A 23,344-nucleotide genomic window follows, 5' to 3' on the forward strand; every position below is an offset into this window, starting at 1 on the left:
TAGGCCTAATAAGGCAATAAATTATTATATTTTGTCTAAAAAAATATTTTTTATTTATTTTGATAAGTATCAAATGAACATTTTAAAGAAACAATGGTAATATATTGTTCAGAAAGTGACTAAAATAAGTACAATGTAATGAGTTATTAGTTTATAATCTTATTAAATGTCAAGCCCATCTACTTTAGCTGGATTATAAGAGAAGAGGTCGCTAAACTCTCTTTTTTCGATCATACTAAGGATATTCTGCTTATTCTTATCGATTAATTTTATCACACTGAATGAATCAATATCTTCGGAAGCAATTAGAACTATCAAAAAATTCTCTGAAAGGGGGATTGCTATAATCTTCTTATCCTTGATCATAACGGACAAAGCTTCAGGTATCCTGTTTTCTATCCTTTTAGCAGCGTCAATTACCCCAGCCATTCTTGCAGCTATAATCTGATTATCCTCTTTTTTATCCATAACAGATATCAAAAGGCCATCTATTCCCATTATAAATGCATTTTTTATCTTATTATTTTCAAGGGTAAGATTTTTCAAATGCTTGATAAGGATGTCTTCTCTCATCAGACCACATATATCTTTCTTATTCTTAATTTATAAATATATTTAAACAAAATCTTCAGATAAGTTTAAATCCTAATCAAATAAAATGGCCCTATCACAACGGTGTCAAAATATGGCTGAAGAATACGAAGGCAGTGGAAGTTTAAACTTTAGAAGAGATGTTTTGATCCTCGTGGGATTTACTATTGGTATAGCAATTCTGCTTGATCATATTGGTTTCACACGAAATCAAGTCATAGCAACTTCGATATTGGCGGCAACAGTCATCGGGACTCTTCTTTTTTGGAGTTTTAGAGTCGCCATAGCTTTTCTTGGGATATCGATTTTATTGTTAACGCGGACATTGGATATCCCTCATCTTATTGAATTTGCATCGCTTGAAGTAATATTATTTCTTGTCGGGATGATGACCCTTGTCGGGATGCTAAAAGATGTTGGATTTTTTAGGTGGTTGATGATTAAAATCGTCAAACTGACTAACTTCGAAGCGCACCTCCTTTTGATTGTTTTTTGTTTACTATCTGCAGTCCTTGCAATGGCCATTGATGAGGTCACTTCCATTATTTTCGTAACAGCAGTCTTATTAGAAATAACAGATTATTTTGATGTTAATCCCGTTCCATATGTTATTTCCTGCGTTATGGCGACTAATATAGGCAGCTCTGGGACAGTTTTGGGGAACCCCATTGGCATATTGATTGCAATGAGGGGAAAATTATCATTTGAAGATTTTATTATATGGGCATTTCCAGTAGCAATAATATCTTTGATTGCGACTATCCTAGTAGTATTGTTCTGGTATAGAAAGGACGTAGCATTGTTTAAGTCAAAAATAAGATTAAAAATGAGAACAACAGAAAAATTGGCATTCCAGGACGAATGGGAATTTGTACCAGACAAGAAAGAATTTAAGATAGGTGTTGCAATATTTCTATCCACAATAGCGCTTATTGCTATGCACAAAAGACTTGAATCCTTATTTGATCTCCCACATAATACACTTCTTCTAGCAGCATCTTTAATAGGTGCAAGTATGGTCATGTTATGGAAAAGAACAAAAGCCAGAGAGTATATTGAAAAAGATGTGGATTGGTGGACACTGATATTCTTCATGATGCTGTTTGCAAAGGCGGGTACCTTGAAATATACGGGTGTAACAGATATACTTGCACAAAGCGTTGCAGGTATTGCTGGTAGCCTCCCAATTCTTACAACAATGATATTGTGGATAGCTTCTCTTGGTTCAAGTCTTCTTGATAATGTAGTGTTAGTTGCTGCATTAATACCAGTTGTCGAAAGTTTTAATAGCCTTGGAATTAATACTTTTCCATTATGGTGGGCTCTTTTATTTGGTGGGTGTTACGGGGGTAACATTACAATGATAGGGAGTACTGCAAATATAGTTGCTTTAGGTATATTAGAAAAAAGAAAGAAATATAGCATGAGATTCATGAAGTGGTTATGGATTGGGCTTGTAGTGGGGGGAATATCAACACTGATAGCAAATATAATCTTGGTATTCTTAATACCCTATATGCCAATAAGGTGATAATATGAAAATATTGATGTGTACTGATGGCTCCTTCTATTCTGACAGCGCTTTGGCGTATGGGGCACAACTTTTTTGTAAATCCCAAGAACACGAGGTAGTTGTTTTATACGTTATGCCAAATGTTCATGAAGAGTTCAAGTTTTATGAAAGAAAATTTAACGAAGAAGTAAGAAAGCTAAAAGAAGTTGAGCTCAAAAATGTTGAAACAATGGAAGATTTAAAAAATCTTAAACCTGTCGATGTCAGCTTCAAAATACTTGAAAATGCTTACAAATTATTGATGAAATTTGGGTTTGAGCCTAAAACTAAAGCAAGATCTGGATCCCCTGCCAATGAAATCTTGGCTGAGGCAGAGGAAGGAAAATATGAGTTAATTATTATGGGCCAGTATGGATTTACCAAACCAAAAAAGTCTGCCCTTGGTAAGGTAGCTTCTGTAGTTGTCACAAACAGCAAGGTTCCTGTTCTTATCGTAAAATAATTTTATTATTTACTTTTGCTTAAATCGCAGAAATATTTTACCTTTGCACTGTGTTCCATCATAGTTGTATGGACATAGGCTTCTTCTAGTATCTTACCAACAGCAAATGTACCATGAGCTTTAACAATACATCCTTTATGTTTTTCAAGAGATTTTGCAGCATTTTCTGCTAGCTCTTTTGTTCCAATATTTCCAGTTACTATTGGTATTTCATGAAAAAAGAATTTTCCTTCAGAGTCGTAAGGCTCAATTGATGTATTATGCAAAAGAGATTCTATAACTGCAAAGGGGCAGTGTGCGTGTATAATTGCAAGTGCAGAAGTCCGTTTGTAGATTTCTCTATGAACAATGGTCTCACTTGAAGCTATTAAGTCTAGAGATGAGGGTTTATGAAGATCCACAGTAACAACAGATGCTTCAGTTATCTCGTCAAGCATACAACCACTTCTTGTAACTGTAATACTATCCCCCACTCTAACACTAATATTACCAAAATGAGAGCTAAGATAACCCCCATCAACAAGTTTTTTACCGAACTTACTTATTTCTTTCCACATAAAAATTTCCCCTCATTTTTTAAGCCAAGTGATTCAAGTTTCTCCATAGTTGGAACTCCTTTAATCCATCCCCTATAAGTATAATATTCATCAAGTACAGAATTAAATTCATCTTTTGATATACCATCGCTGCCAAAAAATCTTTCTGGAAGGGTATCTTCAGAATATGACATATCCTCTCTGAGATTAAACAATCTCTCAAGATTATATATCCTCTCCCCAGTTTTTATAAATTCTTCAGATGTATACAACTCACCAACGCTCGCAGAAAGTAAATTTGCATATTCTTCTTCTGACAATGCAAAAGACGAGAATTGACACATTATCAATGAGTGAATACTTGCCGAAATATTTTGGAATATCTGTATAAGGCCACTTTTACCAGAAAATGATAGTCTGTCAATCAGCTTCGGCTTGCCCAGTATTTCTGGCCCCACCATGTAAGCTCTAAGATGGCATGCGCCCCTATTGGAAGTTGCATAACTCAATGCAAGCCCCAAAACACCCCGGGGGTCGTATCCTGGTATCTCTAGGCCCTTTACAGACATTGAAGACTCTTCTCTACCCTTACCTTTTGAATACCTAAAAGATCCCTGGCTTAAAGGCCCACCTTCGACTATCTCTTTAAGCGGCTTTTCAATATCCTTTTTCCCTTCTAATTCTATATAACAGCTTACAGCATTTCCTGCTGAAATGGTATCTACACCATAATCATTACAGATATAATTTGCCTGTATGATCTTTTCAATATCATCATTCATTGAGTTTGGGCCAAACATTGCAATAGTTTCATATTCCGGTATTTCTATATTTCGCTTTCTGTCCTCACGTTTGCAGGCTATAAAACAATTGTAACAAGTTTTCTTCTTGATATCATAATTTTCCGCTATATATTCCCCGGAAACCTTGTACGCATTTTCAAAATGAACTTTTCTAAAATTGTCAGTTGGCATTATCCGCATCGTGTTTATGAGATTTACAAGAGAAGGAGTGCCATAATAAGCCAATCCTTTTGATGCAACTGGTGAAGCATTTAAAAGTCTCATCGATTCTGATATGTATTTCTTCATTTTTTCGCTGTCAGATATTTGGATTTCTTTCTTTCCTCTGACAATAAATGCTTTTAATTTTTTTGAGCCCATTACTGCCCCAAGGCCGCCCCTTCCGCAGGCATGAGTGTACTCACTCATTATTGAAGAAATCGGTATTAATTTTTCACCTGCTTTTCCTACGCATGATACCTTAAAGCCGTCATTTGATAGGATTGATGTAGACTCCTTTACATTTTTTCCCCATATGTTTGATGCGTCTTTTATTTCAACATTACCATCGTCTATTTCGATATAAACAGGTTTTTCTGCAGCCCCCTTAATCACAACAACGTCAAAGCCCGCCATCCTAAGTTCTCTTCCAAAAAAACCACCTGCGCTCGAATCAAAGACAGTGCCTGTAAGAGGGGATTTAGAAACGACTATATGCCTCCCAGAAAGTGGAACAACAGTTCCTGTTATAGGTCCTGTTGCAAATATCAAAATATTATCGCGTGAAAGTGGATCGGTATTTGGAGGAAGCATATCAAATAGTAGTTTTACTCCAACACCCCTACCTCCAATATATTTACTGGCCATCTTTTTATCCAGTTTTTTTACTTCAATTTTTTCAGTATCTAGGTCTATCTCTAGAAGATTTTCTATGTAGGGCAAATGAATCTCCGTTTGAAACTAAAATATGTCACTTTAAGAAGTTTTCTTTTTCTTTATTTGTGATTTAATTAATTTTATTTAAGAAAATCGCAATATTAAAGCAAATATATAAAAAGACCTCTAAAACACAAGTTATTGAGTACGAATAAAATGACAGAAACCAAGGAATTTTCTCCATCAAACTCCACTTTCAATGTGAGTATATCAAAAAACTTTGCCATGCCAATGGCTGAAATAGTAGAGGATAGGCTGCTTTTTTTTAATGATGCCCTCATAAATATGACAGGATTTTCAAGAGACGATCTAAAAAATATCTCCTTTCCCGACTTATTATGTTGCAATGGAAAAGAAAACATACTTACCGTTCTTAATTCAAAAACAAAAGATAGCATATTCTCCTACACTACAACAGGGTCAGTCATGAATAAAAGCGGTGGAGAGATTTTATGTGAAATTAAGTTTGATTTTTTAGACAGAGAAGGAACTAAAACCATACTTGCTTCATTTAAAGAAATTGATCAGACTAAAGGAATCAATCTCTCTCCTTTGATATCGGAAAAACTAGACTCCATCAAAAGGCTTTCAGCAAGCCTTTCACATGAAATTAATAATCCTTTAAATGTCATTGTTAATTATCTATATATTATTGAGAATACCAATGACGACGAAAAAAGAAAACAATATATCCAGACTGTAAACTATGAAGTCGAAAGAATTGCCGGCATATTGAACTGGCTTTTGGATTTCTCATCTTATATGCACGGTGAGATATCTGCAATTGATGTAGATAGCGAGATAAAAAAAGCAATTGAATTAGTTGAAAACGATTTCAAATCAAAAAACATATCTATTTCTTTAAAAGAATGTGGCGATTGCATTGTTCCTTTTACTGAAGGTCAACTTCAAAGAGCCGTAATGAATCTCCTATTAAATGCTAAAGATGCTTTGATTAATATAGACCGCAATGCGACTGTAAAAATAGAAACTATAAAGAATCAAGACTACATTGAGATCAAAGTCACTGACAATGGTATTGGCATACCCCCAGAAAATCTTGAACGTATATTTGACCCTTTCTATACAACAAAATCATTTACAAATAACCGAGGTATCGGTTTACCTATGACGCACAGAATAATTGAGTCTCATGGCGGCAAGATGTACGTAGATAGCGACATAAATAAAGGGACTACAGTTAAAATTTGCCTCACAAGGGGGTGAATCAATGGATAAAGACGAGTTCAATATTCTAATAGTCGATGATGAAATAAACATAAGGGACAGCCTGAAAATAATCTTGGAAACAGAAGGATACACTGTATTAGATGCGGACAGTGGCGAAGAAGCAATCAAAAAATTCAAAAGTAATAGCATTCATCTTGTTCTGCTTGACCTCAAAATGAAGGGGATGTCTGGTGAAGAAACTTTAAAAAATATTAAGAATATCAATTCTGAAACAATGGTTATAATTTTAACTGGCCACGCAACCCTTGACTCATCACTTGAAGCTATTAAACATGGGGCCTACGATTATCTGAAAAAACCTGTTAGCGTAGACGATATAAGGCGCCTTGTTTTCAAGGCCTATGATAGGTGGAAACTATCTAATCTTGTGAAGCATTATAATAATGCATTGAAACAGAGATATGTAAAAAGAAACAAAGAATTACTTTCTGTGATTACTTTATCGGAGAAGCTTAGAGAAATTGATTCCTTAGAAAAAGGGGCAAAGCTAATCGTGGACACAATTCATGAGGCAGTTGGAGTTGACAAAGTAGTATTTTACTCAGTTGAAGGGGATGGGAATCCTATAATTTTAAATAAGATAGGATTTAACTTAAAAGAAGAAAAAAAACTCATTAATATTTATAATAACTATAAAAATAAAAATACGGCCCCTGTCTCTAAAAATAGTTTTTTCTCGCCCATATTTTTTGAAAAGGATATCATAGGGGCATTATATGTTGAGAAATTAGATACGCCTTTTGAACAAGAGGATGAAAACGTTATCATTTTAATATCTGGAGAATCCACTCCATTTCTTTTAAGATTTAAGTATAATATATCTACTAATGGAGAAGAAGAGGCACCTTTCCCAATTAAGTATGAACTCCCCTCCAGCAAATCATTTATAGTCTATGAAAAAAAATATGAGAAGAGTTTTGAAATCTTTAAGGACCTTGTAACACACAACATATCAGGTCTTGCAATAACAAGAACATCACCTGGATTACTAAAGAAAATATATGATCTTGAAAAGACGCCTTTTATTTGGTTATCAAAGATAGAAGGAGTAAATACAATTTCTCCTATTTACCTAAATAGCCTTATGAACCTAATAACAGATTTTATTAATAAAGGAAAAGATTCCATTGTTATTCTGGAAGGGCTTGAATATTTAATAGCTCAGAACAATTTTGATATAGTCTTAAAATTTATACAAGCGCTTAGAGATTTAGTTCTAATTGAAAATTCACGCTTGATTATTCCATTAAATAAAGACGCTTTTAGCCAAAAGGAGCTTGCACAACTTGAAAAAGAACTTGAAGTATTAAAACTAAAAAATTGAGAAAATCGCATATCTTAGCCAAATCTTTTTAAGCTTTTCGCTACAATTGTATTAAGATTTGCATGACTGGCAACCTAAATGATGAAGATTTAAGAAGGGAACTATTAAAACTCATAGAAGAAACAAGGAATCAAATCCCTAATAAATCTGAGATGAAAGAAGCTGTTATTGCTAGATCTTTTATAGTATTTGCTCTTGGATGTTTTACTGGGATTGAAATGTACACCATTAACCTATTCTTGACTTCTAAAATAGAAATAAGTCTAATGTTCTTGGGATTCTTCTTTGTGATAGGCTTTCTAATTGGTGTTTATGTAGAAAAAATAGATTTATTAAATATAAAATCTAAATATGGTCATTTAGATTATTGATTTTTTAATAATATTTTTGCTATATTGCCATAAGCAGGTCTTGTTATTGTTATTCCAATTAAAAGACCTATTATTGTAGTCACTGCAAATCCTCTAAGCATCCCCAAACTCAAATATGCAAGAGGGGCCATAGCCCCTATTGTTGTGAAGGCTGATGTGAATATAATAAAGAAGGCATGCTCAACTCTCTTTTTGATGCTCTTCCTTTTTCTCTTCTCTCCACCTTTTTCCATCAGGGATTCATCTGTAATAACTATCTGGTGGTCTACACCTGTACCTATTGCGGCAATAATACCCGCCATCGCGGCAAGATCAATTGTCCAGTGGATAACAGATGCAACACCCAATATTATAATAATCTCTGAGAAGGATATTAGTATTATGGGCAAGGAAATATAGATTCTTCTGTATCGAATGAAAACAATAGCTGCAACTGCAAGAAGCGCTGCAAGACCTGCAATCAGCACTTGTCTAATAAACTCTGAACCAAGTGTCGGTGAAATAAAGCTCTTCCCCACAATTTCTGTTGCAACAGGAAGTGCACCTGATTGAAGTATTATCTTTAATTCTGAAGTTTCTTTGATAGCCTCTTCTGAAGTCGCGGAAACGCCTTGTATTACATAAGATGGTGTAGCCGAAGCCTCTCCAGTGGCGAGATTTTCAGAGAGTAATGGAGAGTTCATAAGACCAACTACTCTTGAGAAATAGGCGCTTTGGCTCTCATTTTCTGCCATGATTTCTCTTTCAGTTTTGAATCCCATGGCAGCTATCTGATTGTAGATGTCTCTTCCAACTTCATTTTCTGTTGCAAGGACTATTACTCTTTCCTTATCCCCCACATAATTCTTCAAGAGTGAAGGAATTTCTGAGCTATTTGTATAAGTTACTATTTTTATATCGTCTCCAATTCTCCTTTCAATCGAAAATACATTTTCTATTTGAGGGATTGAAACGTTTACATCAATTCCTGATATATTAAAGTCAGATGGCAGGCCAGTTATGGAACCGTACATATTTTTGTTCATCACTATAACTGAATTTGCAGGCCTGTCAAGAAACATGTCTACTGGGTATCCGCCTTTGCCTTTAGCTACGTTAGCAAAAGTTTGCCCAGCTTCCTTAGTAATGGTGAATGGTACATTCCAGTTTATTCCTTCATATGAAGTTTGCCTGACTTCAGGTGGATCTACCCTTACAATATCTGAGCCTTTTACGGCAACTACTCCATCAATTCTTGCCTCGTATACCCCCTGCTCTTGGAGAATCTTAATGACACTTGCTTCTTTTTCTGCTGAAGTTCCTGAGACCTCAACCATTATATTGGATTCTCCCCACGGCCTTACATTTACATCAGATATACCAAGCCTGTTCAATCTTAACTCAAGCCTTGTAACAGTATCCTCCATTACATCATTTGCAACGGCTCTTTCAAGCTCCAAGGTAACAAGTGTTCCACCTTCTAGATCAAGGCCTGTAGATATGCCGTTAAAATTAATTGCAACAGCTGAAAATATCACTGCAACTATCAATAAGAGAACTCTGCCGTTCTTTAGAATCTTATTCATTTAGTCAGCCCCCTGCTTTCTAAGTGCATACCATTTCAATACTCCTGCATTGAAGAGCCAGGTCATCATAAGATCACCTATAAGGCCGAATATCAAAACAATAGCAATATCATCTAGGACATCAGAAGTAGAAAATATGTAAAGCGCCGTCAGCGCAGCAAGAGTGGTCATTGTCATTGTGAGCCCAGTGCCCATTGCATTTCTTATTCTTTCATTTATGTCGTCTCCTTTTTCTTTAAGAACTCTTGCCGTAAGAAGGATATCTGTATCTACAGAATAACCTATCAACATCAAAACAGCAGCTATGGTATATCTTGAAAGTTCAATCCCTGCAACTGACATAAATGCAAGAGCAATCAACATATCAGAAAAAGCTGCAAAGACAATAGCACCTGCGGGTATGGGCATTCTGAAAGCTATAAAGACAATAATAGCCATAAATAAAAATGCAAATAAAACTGCTTGAGTACCTTGCTTCAAAAACGAGGCGCCCAAGGAAGGTCCGATGTTCTGTACGCTTACAGCAACATCTGGGTATCTCTGATTTATCAAGCTGATTAATTTTGCCGAATCGACATCAGGCCCAGTTTCTACAATAAATCCTTCTGCCAAGGGGCTGAAAATTGATCTTACCTTGATAGTTGAATCACCTAGATTTGTAATAAGATAATTTTGAATTTCAGGAGTGTATTCAACTCCCTGAACTGTTGCAAGTGTTCCACCTCTTAGATCAACACCCAAATTAACTCCAAGAGTTGAGATAATGATAACAGATATTAATACTATAATTAAAGGGAATATTATCAATTTTTTATAATTATGCTTTGTAACGTCAATCCTATCAAAAATTTTTTCAAATGCCTTCATAACCTTCCTCCCCAAGGAAAACTCTTAAGAACTATTTAAATAACTTTGTATCATGTATTTTGAGCAGATTAAAGCGATTGAATCTACATTTATCACAGAAGTTTATTTTTTGGCGCCAAGGGGTGAATTCATACGATAGAAGAAAACGACAGAGTGCTTATATTAGACCCAAGGGGAAAGAAATACTTGATAACAGTCACCAACAGGGTATTTCATACAAATCTGGGAAAGCTTGACCTATCTGAACTTATTGGTAAGACCTATGGAGACAAGATTAAGTCCCACATGGGGAAGAGTTTTTCCATACTAAAACCAAATCTAATCGACTATATCTATATGATGAGAAAGATGCCCCAGACCATAAATCCTGATGATGCATGCCAGATAATTGCAAATACCGGTATCTCCAGCGGGGATACCGTAGTTGAGGCAGGGGCAGGATCAGGAGCGGTAACGCTATTATTATCATATACCGTATTTCCTGGAAAAGTCTACTCTTATGATATCAATGAGCGCTTTCTAAAGGTCGCTAAAGAGAATATTGACACATATGGGAAGGGAAATGTTGAGTTTAAGTTAAAGGATATCTATGAGGGCATCGATGAAAAGGATGTCGATCTTGTTTCTCTTGACCTCCCTGAGCCTTATAGAGTTGTTGGCCATGCCTATGAGGCACTAAGGGCCGGTGGATTCATATTCTCATTTTCTCCTTGCATAGAGCAGGTCATCGATTTCAGAAGAGAAATATCAAAATACGATTATACTGAAGTTAAATCAATCGAATGCATCATAAGAGAATACGAGGTAAAGGAAAAAGGCACAAGGCCAAAGACAAGGATGCTTGGTCACACGGGTTACATGTCATTTGCAAGAAAAGCCTAGGCTACCACCAGACTTCTTTTCTGCCGGCAAGATACCATACAACATTAGAAACAAAATGGACGAAAGGAGTTATTACAATTGATATCAAGACAACTTCAAAAGATGGAAGGCCCAGCGGGGCTACCAATATTATTGCACCAATCATAAAATCAAGCTGATCAAGCAGAGGGGCAGAATCACCACTTTCAATATTTAATCTCCTTTTTATGAAGCTGCCGAAAATATCCCCCCCAATCGCCCCTGTCCCCAAAAGAAAACCCCTCAAAAGAGCATATCCTAAGGAAGGGAAAGGAAGTGCGATATGCTGCAGCAGGCTTATTATAACTCCGGCAAGAATGCCGACTATAGCACCTTTTGTAGTCTTGCCTTTACCAAACAGTCGTTTACCATCAAAAAAGAGCCTCCCGCCATCAAGCGATGGACCGCCTCCCCAAACGGCGGGTGCCATATTCGCAATGTAAGGCGGCAGTATAAACCAAATGATACTGAATATTAAAAGAGGCGTTATTTCGATCATATTGGGTCTCGTTAGTTTTTTATAGCCAATGAGAGTGGAGTATTTAAACCTTTTTGGGGCGGTATTCTAATGATTAAAACTATCTTTTTTGAAGATAACAAGGTCAAATATATTGACCAGACCCTTCTACCAGGTGAATATAAAGTCGTTTCATGCACAGATGTAAAGAAATTGGAAGTAGCAATAAAGACTCTTGCAATTAGGGGTGCACCTGCAATCGGTGTGGCAGGGGCGTACGGCATTGTTTTAGCAGCATTAAGCTACAAAGGCAGTAACAAGGATGATTTTTTCAATGTTATACTAGAAGGAGAAAAGATAAAAAATGCAAGACCCACAGCAGTTAATTTGATGTGGGCAATTGAGCGCATGATGAGCTATTTTGACTCTATAAAAAACAAATCAATTGAAGAAATTAAAAATGAACTTATTTTAGAGGCAGAAAGGATAAGGAAGGAAGATGCGGAGATTAATAGAAAAATGGGGCAATACGGGCACCCCCTTATTTCCACTGGAGACGGAGTACTTACTCATTGCAACGCAGGAGCACTTGCAACTTCTGAATACGGCACTGCACTTGGAGTGATTAGAGCCGCAGTTGAGGCAGGCAAGAAGATTAGGGTTTATTCAGATGAGACAAGACCACTCCTTCAGGGTGCAAGACTCACAACATGGGAGTTAAAGGAAGATGGGATTCCTGTAACTTTGATATGCGATAACATGGCAGGTATCTCTATGAGACGAGGATTGATCCAGAAGGTGATAGTTGGAGCCGATAGAATAGCCATGAACGGTGACACAGCAAATAAGATTGGAACATATCAAGTAGCAGTTTTGGCCAAAGAAAACAACATACCTTTCTACGTAGCAGCACCTATATCCACATTCGATCCAAAGACAAAAACAGGCGAGGGTATACCTATTGAGGAAAGGAGTAAGGATGAGGTGACCCACATAGGTGGCAAGAGGATTGCAACTGAAGGCATAGACGTTTTTAATCCTGCATTTGATGTGACACCTGCTAAATATATCTCAGGGATAATTACAGAAAAAGGGGTATTAAAGCCACCCTATGAGAAGAGCATCAAGAAGTTGTTTTAAGTTAGTACTTGTCTAAAATTGACTTTATATTTTCTATAATTTTTTCAAAATCTTCCAGATTTTCATTTATTAATTCAAACGATAATTTATCATCAAGTTTCCCATATCTATGAACTATAATATTCCTGAAGCCTTTAAGTTCTTTGATTTTTTTTCCGATACCTAGTGATAATATCTTGTTTTTAACTAGATTAGTAATAACATCATCTTCTTCTCCTGGCGAGCTAAATTTGAGATCCGAATTAATAATTGCACAAATATCTAGGATATTTTCAATTATGTATTGTATTCTTTTGTAGATGCCATCCTTTAACAATCCTAAATTTTCAAAATCCTCAAAATCTTCTGGCATATTTTCAGCTATCAACGGAATGCTTTCCTCTATTTCATTTATTTTGGATAGAATAATTTCTTTTCTCATGTTATCATTTCTAGCCCTATATAGTCATAATAAAATCTTTTAAAATAATCAAATTCCCTAATGGTATCAAGAGCTACCTCATGAACAAAACTAAAATCCTTTGAATAAAGTAATCTTCCTTTTAGAACTTCTTTTCTAATATAGAGGGGAAGTTGCTGAAAGATTTTTACATCGTATTTATCGGTTGATAGTTCTGATAATACTTTTAATCTAAATCTAGACGCTTCGTTCTCTGGGCCTTCATAGTATATGCAGAGGTCAATATCTGAATTCTTATTTGCATTACCTGTAGAAGTTGAACCGTAGAGAAAAATAAATCTAACATGTTCAAATCCCTCTATTTTATTAATTAATCCTAGCTCCTTGTCAAGATTTATATCCATAACAATAATTAAAATAATTCTTATATTTAAATCGTTTTTCGATAGCTATTAATATATGGATCAATTTTAAGATTATTTATTCTATATTTTCTATCATTACCTTGTAGTTAATCTTATAAATAAATTAATTGCATATGCAAAACATGAAGAAAATATCTTTTATTTCAATAGTAGTAAGCGTAATATTTTTCTTATCTATCTTTTCCGTTGCAGGAGGCGGAATATTCAATTTTGAGGACGGTGCACAAGGCTGGACAACTACCGGGCTATGGCACTGGGTCACGCCATCAAACTCTGACTACCCAAATGCGCATAGCGGTGTTGGAAGCTTCTGGTATGGGGATGAATCAACTGGTGACTATGACGTCGGAGAAAACAGTGGAATGCTTATCTCTCCCCCTTTAGCTAACCCCTCTATACTTACTTTCTGGACATGGTGGGAGATTGAAGCTCTAAATCCAAGCACCTTTGACCTAATGCAGATCACATCAGACGACGGAACAAAGTATCTTTTTTTACAACTAAATCCCAAAGATGATACTTATGATTCATCTGGAGATTACAGTTCTGGTGGCTACAATGTGCCTGGAGTCTGGGTTAAACATACAGTTAATCTAAGAAATTATCCTGGAGTTAGCAGGGTGATATTCTATTTTGACTCAGGAGATGACGAGTACAATAAATATCAGGGATGGTATATAGACGACGTTACTATTTACGAGAGCGTAGTGCCTGTGGATAAAATACAAAAGATATTGAAGAAAAATCAAGATAAAAAATAGGACATCCCCAAGTTAATTTATTATTATTTCATTTCTGTTTTAATTCTTATTGATACAATTCTCCCTTTTCTGGTTTACATATTCTATCTCTTTTCCTTATTGGCTTCATGAGGTGAGAGATAGCCATTATTAATGGATGGATTTTCTATTATTATCTTGGAACATTGTAACGATATCTTTTAGGTGTAGATTTACTATGCTATTACAGAATTTAAGAGATCAAGTTAGGGTATTACCATTAATTTTTTATCACTTAATTTTTAATTACATTGCAGGAGATATGATGGATAGAGAAAGAGCTGAAACTTTAGATGATTTAGTCAGGCTGATAAAAAATGAATTTAACACTGAATTAGTTCTTCTCTTTGGTTCGAGAGCGAGGGGAGACAACTTAATCGAGAGTGACTATGATATAATCATTGTTAGTAAAGATTTTGAAGGCATTAATTTTATCAAGAGGATGGGATTAGTGCAGGATCTCTGGGGCGGGATTTATAGACTTCAAGCATTCTGCTATACGCCCGAAGAGTTTGAAAGAAAGAGAAATGAAATAGGTACAGTCCAGGAAGCATGCAAAGAAGGAATTGTTCTCTAACTGGTATGTCATAGTTGTCAAAAATAAATATGCTTCTTTATAAATAACTGGTCAATTTATTTTTGTTTTATTTATATGTGCGTTGTCAATTTTATTTTGTCTTATTTATAAATGACTTGTCAAAAATCAATAAGTTTAAATATTTATAATGTTAATGCTATTTTATGGATTATTTTGATATAAGCCAACTTTCAGAAAATAACCCATGGTGGAAGGATGAAAAATCCATTAATCAAGATATTAAAATTAAAATGTTTGATGAAGTTAGATATAAGTGGTATCCAGCATTAAGACATTACATTTCTCTAGATAAAGATGTTATATATACAATAAGAGGGCCTCGTCAGGTTGGCAAAACTACATTACTAAAAATCATAATAAAAGAACTTATCAATTCAAATAAAATTAATCCTGAAAATATATTCTTCTGGTCATTTGAAATGAACAATGCTGAAGAACTTAGTCAAATAATCCAAATTTACCTTAACTGGACTGGCGTTAACTCTGGCGATAGAAAATATTTATTTTTTGATGAAATATGTTCTGTAAAAAACTGGCAAAGAGAAATACTTCATTTATCAAACAAAGCTCTTTTTGAAAACTGTTCAATTTTAATAACAGGATCGCATTCTATGGATATTAAATATTCTGGAGAAACATTGCCTGGAAGGAGAGGGGGATCAGAAGATGAAACGCTTGACAAGATTCTTTTACCCATGAAATTTTCAGAGTTTGTAAAATTAATTGAGCCAAAATTCAATGGAATACTATCAGACATTAATTTAAATCATTCAAAAGAAAAACATAATTTAATTTTCAAATTTTTTGAAGGAGAAGACGATTCAAGAATGCAGAAGCTAATGCTTTACAAAAATGAACTCATCGCCCTCTTTGACCAATATATTGCCTGTGGCGGAATCCCATATGTTATAAATGAATACATGAATAAAAATAAAATATCCAACAATACCTTTAATATCTATATAAGTTCTATAATAGGGGACTTAAGAAGGTATAACTTCAAAGAAAACTATTTCAAACAGATAATTAGGGAGATATGTAGGACAGTTTCTGATCCTATTAGTTGGAACAATCTTTCTCAAAATACGGATATCAAATCACACAATACAATACAAGATTATGTGGGTGCAATGGAAGAGTTATTTGTTATTAACACAATCTATGCTTATTCAATCGATAAAAATAGAATTGTTTTTAACAAGAATAAGAAACTTTACGTTCAAGACCCTTTCATTTTTCACGCCCTTTCGGGCTGGTCTAACGCAGAAACTGATTATTTTATAAATCTGAAAAAAAATGTCCTAGACCTAGAAATCAAAAGTAAGATTATTGAGGGAATTGTACAGAATCATCTTTGTAGACTTGCATATTCATTAAATCCAAGAGACTTATTTGATCCAAAAGATCATGTGTGTTATTATAGAGACAAAAAAGGAAAAGAGATTGATTTCCTTTTACTAACAGAGGATAAAATATATCCTTTTGAAGTTAAGTATCAAAGCACTATAAAAAAATCTGATTTATCGAACTTTAAATCATTTGGCAGAGGGATCTTAGTGACAAAAGATAACTATGGTTTAAGTAGTAGCTATGGATGTCTTCCAGTTTCTTTACTCTTATTCCTAGTTTAATTTCTTTTTAATAAAAGATAATCGATAAATACACTACAAATGCATAGATTTTCATGAATCCAAAAGAAAATGAAATTATTATTTCATTTTTAAAAAAACACGGTGCTATAAAAATTGGAATATTTGGCTCAACAGCAAGAGGAGAGGAAAGGCCAGATAGTGACATTGATATCCTTGTAGAGTTTAGTGAGGTAAAAGACCTATTGGAATTTATAGGAATAGGGCTTGATTTAGGAGATATTCTGGGTAAAAAAATAGACTTATTTACAGAGGAAAATTTGAGGCCTATTATTAAAAATAGTGTAATGGAAGACTTAGTCGTGATTTATGATGAAGAAAGGTGAATATATCCTACACAGAAGTATTCTTGAAATTTCTCTAATGAGTGAATCCTCTCTAAAAAAAGATTGGCTAACTTTTGAGGAGGATAATGCTTGGGCAGATTTGTAAACATTAGTTTTATATCTTATTTTTCCAGATACAGATTAATGGACTCTAATAAATCTGATTTACTCTCTGAAGAACTAGAAATTAACTTAAAGAAAAGCACCCTTACCATAGAAGATACTATTATTCTAGGCAAAAAAGTAAACAGATCTTTGAATAAACATTATATTGATAAAACTTCTAATAACTTATGAAGAGATTTAATACCAAATTAAATAATCGAGTATAGTATAATTAGGAAGATTTGATGAAATAATTTGCTTTTTCTATATTTTCTAACATATCTTTTAGATATAATGTATACTCCCTTTTCAAATATAGATCACTTCTTTTAGAATAGTTTCTTTGAGTTCTTTTCGTATATCTTCTTTTGGAACTAAATCCACCCTAATTCCTAATAGTTCGGTTAGATAATTCTCTGCTTTTATTACACCTAAAAGACTAACAGGCTCCTCAAATTCAACAATTAGATCTATGTCACTTTTTTCTTTAGCAGAATTTTTGGCATAAGATCCAAAGATGCCTATATTTTTAATCTTATATCCTCTGAGAAGTTCTTCCTTCTCCCTTTCTATTATTTTTTCAATATCTTCAACATTTTTCATTAGATATATTTTGATTATACTATTATTTAAATCTGTGCCAAATGAATTTTATATATTGAATTAATTATGATAATGCCAAAATAATATTAGAGGAACTTTAATCTTCTAAGCAAAGCTCTATTGCTTCTTTAATGTTTTCCATTGCTTCTTCTATAGTTTCCCCATATGAGTGGCAGCCTTTAAGTTGTGGACAGCTTACAATATACACACCGTCTTCATCCATCTCAATAATAATTGGAAGATGTATCTTTTCCAGAGAATCACCTATTTACTATCTGTTACTAGGGATATAAACATTTAGCCAGTGTTAACAGTAAAAACTCCAAAGATTTCTTAAGAAGTATTTACATTGATAAGCAATAGATGCGAAAGCTTTAAATACTATTACCTATTAATGATAATGATACTAGATAACAGCTTATACATATATATGGCGAAAACTGATAATTGTTAATCATTGGGGTTAATTGATGAAAAGTATAACGATTAAGGGAATCCCGGATGATCTCTATTTCAAACTCATTGAGTGGAAAGGCCGCATGAAGGCAGAGAACTGGGAGGATTTTCTGGAAAAGATGGTAAAGATGCTGGAGGAGAGCTAAAAATGAGTGTTTCAATTTTTGAAATTATGGAAAAATCGTTTCATGATAATATTTTTATATCGTTTCACATTAGGGAGGTATTGGCTTGAAATATTATAATGAGGATAATGGACTAAAATATAATGAAATTAATAGAGATAATTACATGATTAACATAAATCATGATAGAAGCATTATGATAAAAAAACTGATCATTTCGAAAAAGGAGGTAGATTTGTTTGAATAAGAAGATTTTGAGTTTTATATTTGGATCATTATTGATGTTTAGTTTATTTGGGGCAATTGAGTTTCAGGAGGTTAGTGCTGCTAGTATTAGCGTCAACATCACGACAAGTGCCAATAATTATACACAACCCTATCTTAATGGTAATAACATGCCTGTTAGGGTAAGATTTAATTTTAATATTACTGGAACTCCTTCTCCCTCTTGGACAGTAGTAGAGATAATTGCTCCCGCAGGATTTGTTCTTGCGGACAAAGGTGTTCAGCCGGCATCAACAGGATTTACTATTGACTATGCACTTAGTGATGCGGATGGAGTTCTTCCCGCAAAAAAAATGGTTTATACCTGTAACATTACGTCTACAGGAACACGTACCATTAATCTAGATTTAGTTCAAGTTACTGCAGGTGAAGGGCCACATACATGGACTATAAATAATACGGCAGGTAATTTATCACCGCTACTTTTGTCTCCATCAGTAGTAGTTGATAATACTGCACCTACCTTCACTGTGAGTTATTCTAAAACACCTAATGTTCCCGGTGCGCCAGTTACCGACCCCGGCACATTTGGACTTGGAAATATTACAATCACAATTGTAGCTGATGATCCTATTATTGCTACTCCAACAGTTTCTGTTAAACAGCAAAACAAAACTCTCCAGAATCTTACTTATACCACTTCAACTACAAATCCTCCCTCAGCAGGAAATTTCCGATCACAATCTGGGGGTTTCCCGACTACTACCCTCATAGGAACATATAGCATCACAAGTACAAACGGTGCAAGCGACGGATTGGCTACGGTGACTATAAATGCTACAGATAGGGCGGGAAATATTGGAAATATTATTGATACAGCGACTACAGGATTAGATGGGCCAACTTTTATTGTAGATTCGCAATGCGATAAGCCAACATTAGTTTCTCCCACCAACGGTGCTATAGAAACAAGTGACGTTACCTTCACATGGAATGATATAACTGATGCTGCTGATCCAGTAGAATATACCTTACAATATTCTACATCTTCTACCTTTGCATCTAATGTTTATACAAGATATACAACTTCTCCTACGATTACATATGCCGCATCAGGGCTTACTAATGGGACATGGTACTGGAGAGTGTGGGCGACAGACTCTTTGGGCAATCTTAGCGGTACACCAACTTCACACACAACAAGGAGCTTTACAGTTTCGACTACTTCATCAGTACCAACTTTTAGAATTCGTTATCTTAAAACTCCAAAAATAGACTATAACACTACTCCTGATGTCGTTGGTGCAGGCTCAATGCAGATTAGGATTTATTCCTCCGAAGTATTAAAAACTAAACCAACAGTCCAAGTAAAGTTACATAACCAAACTACTTGGACTACTTTATCTGTATCTGAATCAGCACCTGCATCTGTTTTCACTGCGACATACAATGTGCCGACTGCAACTACAAACAATGGATTGGCCCAAATAACAATATCTGGGGAAAGTATGTCTGGTAATGTTGGAACTCAAATAAACGCTTCAGTATGGGATGTAGATGAAAGAAAATATCCAAGTTATCTGCCACAAGAAACGGATTCTGACGGTGCATTTTTCTATGTAAGTACCGCAACAGATACTCCAAGCATGTATAAACCTGATAATGGCTATGTAATCCCAAACAATAGAAATGAAGCCAATTTCACATTTTACAAAATATCTGATTTAACTTCTGAGAGGCCCGCTGACTCAGGACAAAACAACTGCATTACATACCACATACAGTATTCTACCTCACCTAACTTTACAACTAACGTTATCACACAATCAATAGATATCAACGAGAGCTTTTATAATCCAAACGATGCTCTCTTTTGTGGAATTCCAAATGGAGGATATAATAGTACTTCAGGAGATACATCCTATAACAATTGGTATGTTACTTGGCCAAGCAAACCAGCTGGATTTTCTAATCTAAGAATGCACAAATCCCAAGCACTTTCAAATGGCACATGGTACTGGCGAGTTTGGGCAACTGATAAACTTGGAAATCAGAGTCCAATACCCTCAGTCGGTAGGAGCTTCTTAGTTTCAACAACTGTTCCAAACTTGACATCTCCATCAGATCTTTCCTTGTTAGACTACAACAATCCAATACTAAACTGGGAAAACGTATCCTCTGCTACATTTTATAATATACGTTTATCAAGAACCGATTCTCCTGATAGTACACCAATTTTCTATGATTACACTGCATATCCGGATAAGATTGCCGTAAATAATTACACCGGGGACTATAACAGTGATACAACAAGAAAGACTGAATATAATGTATCCACTTCAAAACCTCCAACACCACCAATAGGACGTTTGGAAGATGGTATTTGGTTCTGGAAGGTTGCGTCAAGCCTTGATACAACAGTATACTCTGAAACTTGGAGATTTACCGTTGATACAACAGGTCCACCAGCACCAAATTTACTTACTTTGACAAATGGGCAAGTCAGCCAGAACAAGAGACCTACATTTACTTGGACTTCAGTATTAGATACAAATAATTTGTCAAATCCTGTAAGATATTATGTCCAAATATCTGGAAATGCAAGCTTTCCTGATTCTCCAGGTATAAGTAATGGTACAACTACATGGCCATCCACATCTAACTTTTATGGGCCATCAGATTGGAATTCCACTACTTATCAAAGAGGGCCACTTACTACAACAAGTTTTGTACCAACACAAGATTTCCCTGAAACATTATTAACAGACCCTGGAGCGGCATATTATTGGAGAGTTTATGCTGTAGACTCTGCGGGTAACCGTGGAACTAATTCATTAACTAGAAACTTCCGTATAAGTACTTCTCCTCCCTTAGTTTGGGGCGATATACCTAATACAGTAACTAGTTGTCAAAATGACTGGCCAACTGAATGTTTGAATATTCCTCGTGACAATTTAGGATTAGCACTTAGGTCACCCTCAAATGGATTTACCCTTAACTCAAGTAATCCACAACTTGAATGGAGACACTCTAGATGTGACTGTGTTGTAAAAGAGATATCAAGTTATATAATCCAATACTCAACAGATATTACATTTCCACCTGAAAAAACAACAGATGTATCTGGGATATTTCAGGTCTTAGGTATTAATGTTGACAATAATCTCTATGTCAACATGGGGTATACAATACAAACACCTTTGTACAATGGAACTTACTTCTGGAGAATTTGTGCAGTAGACACAGCTGGGAACAGAACACAGTTCACAGCCCCTTGGAGCTTTACAGTTAACGTTCCAAACAACGAAGGGCCAGCATCACAGTGCTCATCCACAGTTCCATGTCCATCTGGATACACTTGTCAAAATGGATCATGTGTAGCTGTAACATACTCCGCAGGAAACCTTACAATAACAGTCCAGAATGCAGGAGGCACAGCAATATCAGGTGCAACTGTTACAGTTGACGGTGTTGCGCAGGTAACAGATGCAGCAGGACAGGTAACATACACCGCACTATCCGGAGGAAATCACACACTAAACAATGTCACAGCATCCGGGTATGTAGACTACGGAACAAGTACAATACTTATCAACGGAAACACAACACAGACTTTAACTATGACAGTACCAGGTACTGAAGGGTATATCTGGGGAACAGTCTACTTTGATGCGATAGGAACAGCAGCACCAAATGTCTTGATAGACATATACAACCAGTCCACAGATGTAAAGGTTGATAGCCGACTTACAAACAGTGAAGGAAAGTTCCAGTCATCCCCGCTTCCATCAACAGGCACATACTACGCAAAGATCCCAGCATATGAAAAGGAACTAAGGGATTTACAGCCGACATCACTTACAACTGGAGAAAAGATTGTAATCCTTGAAACAAAAGGAACAGTCACAGGAATAGTCCAGGATGACTCTGGGCAGATAGTATCATCTGCAACAGTGGTATTGAAGAAGTACCCAGGAGAAGAGTTTGTCGACACAAAGACAACAAATTCAATCGGCCAGTTCTCATTTGATGCGCTACCAGGAACATATGTCATCACAATATCAAAGGCAGGATACGATGCATACACATCCTCATCATTTAGCGTGCAGTCAAAACAGACTGTGAACCTGCAATCTGTCCTTGGAAGCATCGTACTAAACTCAATAAGAGGAACATTGGCAGTATCTGTCAAGGATGATAAAGGTGCAACAATTAACACTGCCACTGTCACAATCAGGTCAAGCACTGGTGCAGTAGTTAGGTCCATTACTACATCTGGTGGTACAGGATCAACTCAACTTGCCCCGGGCGCTTACAGGGTGTCTGCAGTATCTAGCGGATTTGCAGAGAGCCTTCAACAGACAACTAACATCACTTCAAATCAGACTTCATCAGTGTCAATTACACTAGCCCCAGCAACTGGCTCCATAAGGGTCGTTGCAAAAGATGCAAGCGGCGCACCACTTGCAGGAGCAAGTGTCTATGTTGACGGCACACTTTCTGGAATAACTGATTCAGAAGGGGAGCTACTTGTCACAGGACTTAAGCTTGGAACACACACAGTCAGGATTACTAAAGGAGGATTCACTACTGTTGAAGAGCAGGTTACAGCTGGAGACTCAACAGTAATTGTTGACACAGCACTAAGGAAAAACAATCTACCGCTATACCTTGGTATAGGCCTTGGATTACTGATACTTGCAGGTGCACTTTACTACTTTAAATTTGGAAAACAGCAAGGGCCAAAGAGACCACCAATGTCAAAGGGATTAACACTACCATCAAGACCAGGCGCACCAAAACTAAGACCTCACAGGCACAAAGGCGGACTACCGCCATCCTCAATTAGAGTAAAGAAAAAGAATCTTTAATAATTTAATTTTTAATTTATCTTTTTCTTCTTTTCTTATTTTATTTA

General features: G+C 35.6%; 24 protein-coding genes. 14 read left to right on the forward strand and 10 right to left on the reverse strand.

All coding sequences use genetic code 11. From position 1 onward, the window contains the following. Positions 1-162 precede the first annotated feature (162 nt). Positions 163-573: a hypothetical protein gene (locus PLI06_07475; protein HOI77432.1), complete on the reverse strand. Its 411-nt coding sequence runs from the start codon at positions 571-573 to the stop codon at positions 163-165. 112 nt (positions 574-685) lie between these two features. Between PLI06_07475 and PLI06_07480 the strand changes: the two genes are divergently transcribed. Together PLI06_07480 and PLI06_07485 are read left to right on the forward strand one after the other, a co-directional pair. After that, positions 686-2,122 (forward strand): SLC13 family permease, encoded by a 1,437-nt coding sequence (locus tag PLI06_07480; GenBank protein HOI77433.1) that lies wholly within the window; start codon positions 686-688, stop codon positions 2,120-2,122. Between the two features lie 4 nt (positions 2,123-2,126). Then, complete coding sequence (locus PLI06_07485) at positions 2,127-2,606, forward strand: universal stress protein (protein HOI77434.1); 480 nt, start codon at positions 2,127-2,129, stop codon at positions 2,604-2,606. 5 nt (positions 2,607-2,611) lie between these two features. Here the strand turns inward: PLI06_07485 and PLI06_07490 are convergent, their stop codons facing one another. Both PLI06_07490 and PLI06_07495 read right to left on the reverse strand, forming a co-directional pair. Then, positions 2,612-3,163 carry an aldolase gene (locus PLI06_07490; protein HOI77435.1) on the reverse strand — a complete coding sequence of 184 codons (552 nt, stop codon included), beginning with the start codon at positions 3,161-3,163 and terminating at the stop codon, positions 2,612-2,614. Beyond that, entirely contained in the window at positions 3,148-4,866 is a 1,719-nt protein-coding gene (locus tag PLI06_07495; protein ID HOI77436.1) for an aldehyde ferredoxin oxidoreductase family protein, read from the reverse strand. Before PLI06_07495 ends, PLI06_07490 begins: the two co-directional genes overlap by 16 nt. A gap of 150 nt (positions 4,867-5,016) precedes the next feature. On the opposite strand from PLI06_07495, the gene PLI06_07500 reads away from it, so the two are divergent. The 3 genes from PLI06_07500 to PLI06_07510 all read left to right on the forward strand — a co-directional run bounded on the left by PLI06_07500 (position 5,017) and on the right by PLI06_07510 (position 7,806). Further along, positions 5,017-6,087 carry a HAMP domain-containing sensor histidine kinase gene (locus PLI06_07500; protein HOI77437.1) on the forward strand — a complete coding sequence of 357 codons (1,071 nt, stop codon included), beginning with the start codon at positions 5,017-5,019 and terminating at the stop codon, positions 6,085-6,087. A 4-nt stretch (positions 6,088-6,091) separates the two neighbouring features. Further along, entirely contained in the window at positions 6,092-7,435 is a 1,344-nt protein-coding gene (locus PLI06_07505) for a DUF835 domain-containing protein (protein HOI77438.1), read from the forward strand. 62 nt (positions 7,436-7,497) lie between these two features. Beyond that, positions 7,498-7,806 carry a hypothetical protein gene (locus tag PLI06_07510; protein HOI77439.1) on the forward strand — a complete coding sequence of 103 codons (309 nt, stop codon included), beginning with the start codon at positions 7,498-7,500 and terminating at the stop codon, positions 7,804-7,806. On the opposite strand, the gene PLI06_07515 is transcribed toward PLI06_07510, so the two are convergent. Both PLI06_07515 and PLI06_07520 read right to left on the reverse strand, forming a co-directional pair. Next, positions 7,800-9,371: an MMPL family transporter gene (locus tag PLI06_07515; GenBank protein ID HOI77440.1), complete on the reverse strand. Its 1,572-nt coding sequence runs from the start codon at positions 9,369-9,371 to the stop codon at positions 7,800-7,802. The genes PLI06_07510 and PLI06_07515 overlap by 7 nt on opposite strands. Continuing rightward, complete coding sequence (locus tag PLI06_07520; protein ID HOI77441.1) at positions 9,372-10,238, reverse strand: protein translocase subunit SecF; 867 nt, start codon at positions 10,236-10,238, stop codon at positions 9,372-9,374. Positions 10,239-10,391: 153 nt separating this feature from the next. Between PLI06_07520 and PLI06_07525 the strand changes: the two genes are divergently transcribed. Then, on the forward strand, positions 10,392-11,120 hold the full coding sequence (locus PLI06_07525; protein ID HOI77442.1) for a tRNA (adenine-N1)-methyltransferase: 729 nt from the start codon (positions 10,392-10,394) through the stop codon (positions 11,118-11,120). A gap of 1 nt (position 11,121) precedes the next feature. Here the strand turns inward: PLI06_07525 and PLI06_07530 are convergent, their stop codons facing one another. Then, positions 11,122-11,637 (reverse strand): CDP-2,3-bis-(O-geranylgeranyl)-sn-glycerol synthase, encoded by a 516-nt coding sequence (locus PLI06_07530; protein HOI77443.1) that lies wholly within the window; start codon positions 11,635-11,637, stop codon positions 11,122-11,124. Positions 11,638-11,706: 69 nt separating this feature from the next. On the opposite strand from PLI06_07530, the gene mtnA reads away from it, so the two are divergent. Continuing rightward, positions 11,707-12,735 carry an S-methyl-5-thioribose-1-phosphate isomerase gene (mtnA, locus tag PLI06_07535; GenBank protein ID HOI77444.1) on the forward strand — a complete coding sequence of 343 codons (1,029 nt, stop codon included), beginning with the start codon at positions 11,707-11,709 and terminating at the stop codon, positions 12,733-12,735. Position 12,736: 1 nt separating this feature from the next. Here mtnA and PLI06_07540 read toward each other — a convergent pair whose 3' ends face one another. Both PLI06_07540 and PLI06_07545 read right to left on the reverse strand, forming a co-directional pair. Next, the gene (locus tag PLI06_07540; GenBank protein ID HOI77445.1) at positions 12,737-13,156 is read right to left on the reverse strand and encodes a DUF86 domain-containing protein; all 420 of its coding nucleotides are present in this window, start codon (positions 13,154-13,156) and stop codon (positions 12,737-12,739) included. Next, positions 13,153-13,539, reverse strand: a complete 387-nt coding sequence (locus tag PLI06_07545) for a nucleotidyltransferase domain-containing protein (GenBank protein HOI77446.1) — start codon at positions 13,537-13,539, stop codon at positions 13,153-13,155. The genes PLI06_07540 and PLI06_07545 overlap by 4 nt, the downstream gene beginning before the upstream one ends. Before the next feature lie 143 nt (positions 13,540-13,682). On the opposite strand from PLI06_07545, the gene PLI06_07550 reads away from it, so the two are divergent. From PLI06_07550 to PLI06_07570, 5 genes are all read left to right on the forward strand, one after another. Then, complete coding sequence (locus tag PLI06_07550) at positions 13,683-14,321, forward strand: hypothetical protein (protein ID HOI77447.1); 639 nt, start codon at positions 13,683-13,685, stop codon at positions 14,319-14,321. Between the two features lie 283 nt (positions 14,322-14,604). Then, positions 14,605-14,916, forward strand: coding sequence for a nucleotidyltransferase domain-containing protein (locus PLI06_07555; GenBank protein ID HOI77448.1), 312 nt, complete (start codon positions 14,605-14,607; stop codon positions 14,914-14,916). A gap of 164 nt (positions 14,917-15,080) precedes the next feature. Then, positions 15,081-16,568: an ATP-binding protein gene (locus PLI06_07560; protein HOI77449.1), complete on the forward strand. Its 1,488-nt coding sequence runs from the start codon at positions 15,081-15,083 to the stop codon at positions 16,566-16,568. Between the two features lie 53 nt (positions 16,569-16,621). Then, positions 16,622-16,912: a nucleotidyltransferase family protein gene (locus PLI06_07565; GenBank protein HOI77450.1), complete on the forward strand. Its 291-nt coding sequence runs from the start codon at positions 16,622-16,624 to the stop codon at positions 16,910-16,912. A gap of 144 nt (positions 16,913-17,056) precedes the next feature. Beyond that, entirely contained in the window at positions 17,057-17,209 is a 153-nt protein-coding gene (locus PLI06_07570) for a hypothetical protein (GenBank protein ID HOI77451.1), read from the forward strand. Between the two features lie 117 nt (positions 17,210-17,326). Here the strand turns inward: PLI06_07570 and PLI06_07575 are convergent, their stop codons facing one another. Together PLI06_07575 and PLI06_07580 are read right to left on the reverse strand one after the other, a co-directional pair. Next, on the reverse strand, positions 17,327-17,620 hold the full coding sequence (locus PLI06_07575; GenBank protein ID HOI77452.1) for a nucleotidyltransferase family protein: 294 nt from the start codon (positions 17,618-17,620) through the stop codon (positions 17,327-17,329). A gap of 97 nt (positions 17,621-17,717) precedes the next feature. Continuing rightward, positions 17,718-17,876 carry a type II toxin-antitoxin system HicB family antitoxin gene (locus PLI06_07580; GenBank protein ID HOI77453.1) on the reverse strand — a complete coding sequence of 53 codons (159 nt, stop codon included), beginning with the start codon at positions 17,874-17,876 and terminating at the stop codon, positions 17,718-17,720. 270 nt (positions 17,877-18,146) lie between these two features. Between PLI06_07580 and PLI06_07585 the strand changes: the two genes are divergently transcribed. Continuing rightward, on the forward strand, positions 18,147-18,311 hold the full coding sequence (locus tag PLI06_07585; protein HOI77454.1) for a hypothetical protein: 165 nt from the start codon (positions 18,147-18,149) through the stop codon (positions 18,309-18,311). 129 nt (positions 18,312-18,440) lie between these two features. Next, positions 18,441-23,297 (forward strand): carboxypeptidase-like regulatory domain-containing protein, encoded by a 4,857-nt coding sequence (locus PLI06_07590; protein HOI77455.1) that lies wholly within the window; start codon positions 18,441-18,443, stop codon positions 23,295-23,297. The last annotated feature ends 47 nt before the right edge of the window (positions 23,298-23,344 follow it).

Source organism: Methanofastidiosum sp., from assembly GCA_035362715.1.
Taxonomy (GTDB): domain Archaea; phylum Methanobacteriota_B; class Thermococci; order Methanofastidiosales; family Methanofastidiosaceae; genus Methanofastidiosum.

Excerpts from the sequence above, each read along its gene's own strand:
- PLI06_07475 (HOI77432.1), bottom strand. The coding sequence starts at position 573 with ATGAGAGAAGACATCCTTATCAAGCATTTGAAAAATCTTACCCTTGAA.
- PLI06_07480 (HOI77433.1), top strand. The coding sequence starts at position 686 with ATGGCTGAAGAATACGAAGGCAGTGGAAGTTTAAACTTTAGAAGAGAT.
- PLI06_07485 (HOI77434.1), top strand. The coding sequence starts at position 2,127 with ATGAAAATATTGATGTGTACTGATGGCTCCTTCTATTCTGACAGCGCT.
- PLI06_07490 (HOI77435.1), bottom strand. The coding sequence starts at position 3,163 with ATGTGGAAAGAAATAAGTAAGTTCGGTAAAAAACTTGTTGATGGGGGT.
- PLI06_07500 (HOI77437.1), top strand. The coding sequence starts at position 5,017 with ATGACAGAAACCAAGGAATTTTCTCCATCAAACTCCACTTTCAATGTG.
- PLI06_07505 (HOI77438.1), top strand. The coding sequence starts at position 6,092 with ATGGATAAAGACGAGTTCAATATTCTAATAGTCGATGATGAAATAAAC.
- PLI06_07510 (HOI77439.1), top strand. The coding sequence starts at position 7,498 with ATGACTGGCAACCTAAATGATGAAGATTTAAGAAGGGAACTATTAAAA.
- PLI06_07515 (HOI77440.1), bottom strand. The coding sequence starts at position 9,371 with ATGAATAAGATTCTAAAGAACGGCAGAGTTCTCTTATTGATAGTTGCA.
- PLI06_07520 (HOI77441.1), bottom strand. The coding sequence starts at position 10,238 with ATGAAGGCATTTGAAAAAATTTTTGATAGGATTGACGTTACAAAGCAT.
- PLI06_07530 (HOI77443.1), bottom strand. The coding sequence starts at position 11,637 with ATGATCGAAATAACGCCTCTTTTAATATTCAGTATCATTTGGTTTATA.
- mtnA (HOI77444.1), top strand. The coding sequence starts at position 11,707 with ATGATTAAAACTATCTTTTTTGAAGATAACAAGGTCAAATATATTGAC.
- PLI06_07540 (HOI77445.1), bottom strand. The coding sequence starts at position 13,156 with ATGAGAAAAGAAATTATTCTATCCAAAATAAATGAAATAGAGGAAAGC.
- PLI06_07545 (HOI77446.1), bottom strand. The coding sequence starts at position 13,539 with ATGGATATAAATCTTGACAAGGAGCTAGGATTAATTAATAAAATAGAG.
- PLI06_07550 (HOI77447.1), top strand. The coding sequence starts at position 13,683 with ATGAAGAAAATATCTTTTATTTCAATAGTAGTAAGCGTAATATTTTTC.
- PLI06_07555 (HOI77448.1), top strand. The coding sequence starts at position 14,605 with ATGGATAGAGAAAGAGCTGAAACTTTAGATGATTTAGTCAGGCTGATA.
- PLI06_07560 (HOI77449.1), top strand. The coding sequence starts at position 15,081 with ATGGATTATTTTGATATAAGCCAACTTTCAGAAAATAACCCATGGTGG.
- PLI06_07565 (HOI77450.1), top strand. The coding sequence starts at position 16,622 with ATGAATCCAAAAGAAAATGAAATTATTATTTCATTTTTAAAAAAACAC.
- PLI06_07570 (HOI77451.1), top strand. The coding sequence starts at position 17,057 with ATGGACTCTAATAAATCTGATTTACTCTCTGAAGAACTAGAAATTAAC.
- PLI06_07575 (HOI77452.1), bottom strand. The coding sequence starts at position 17,620 with ATGAAAAATGTTGAAGATATTGAAAAAATAATAGAAAGGGAGAAGGAA.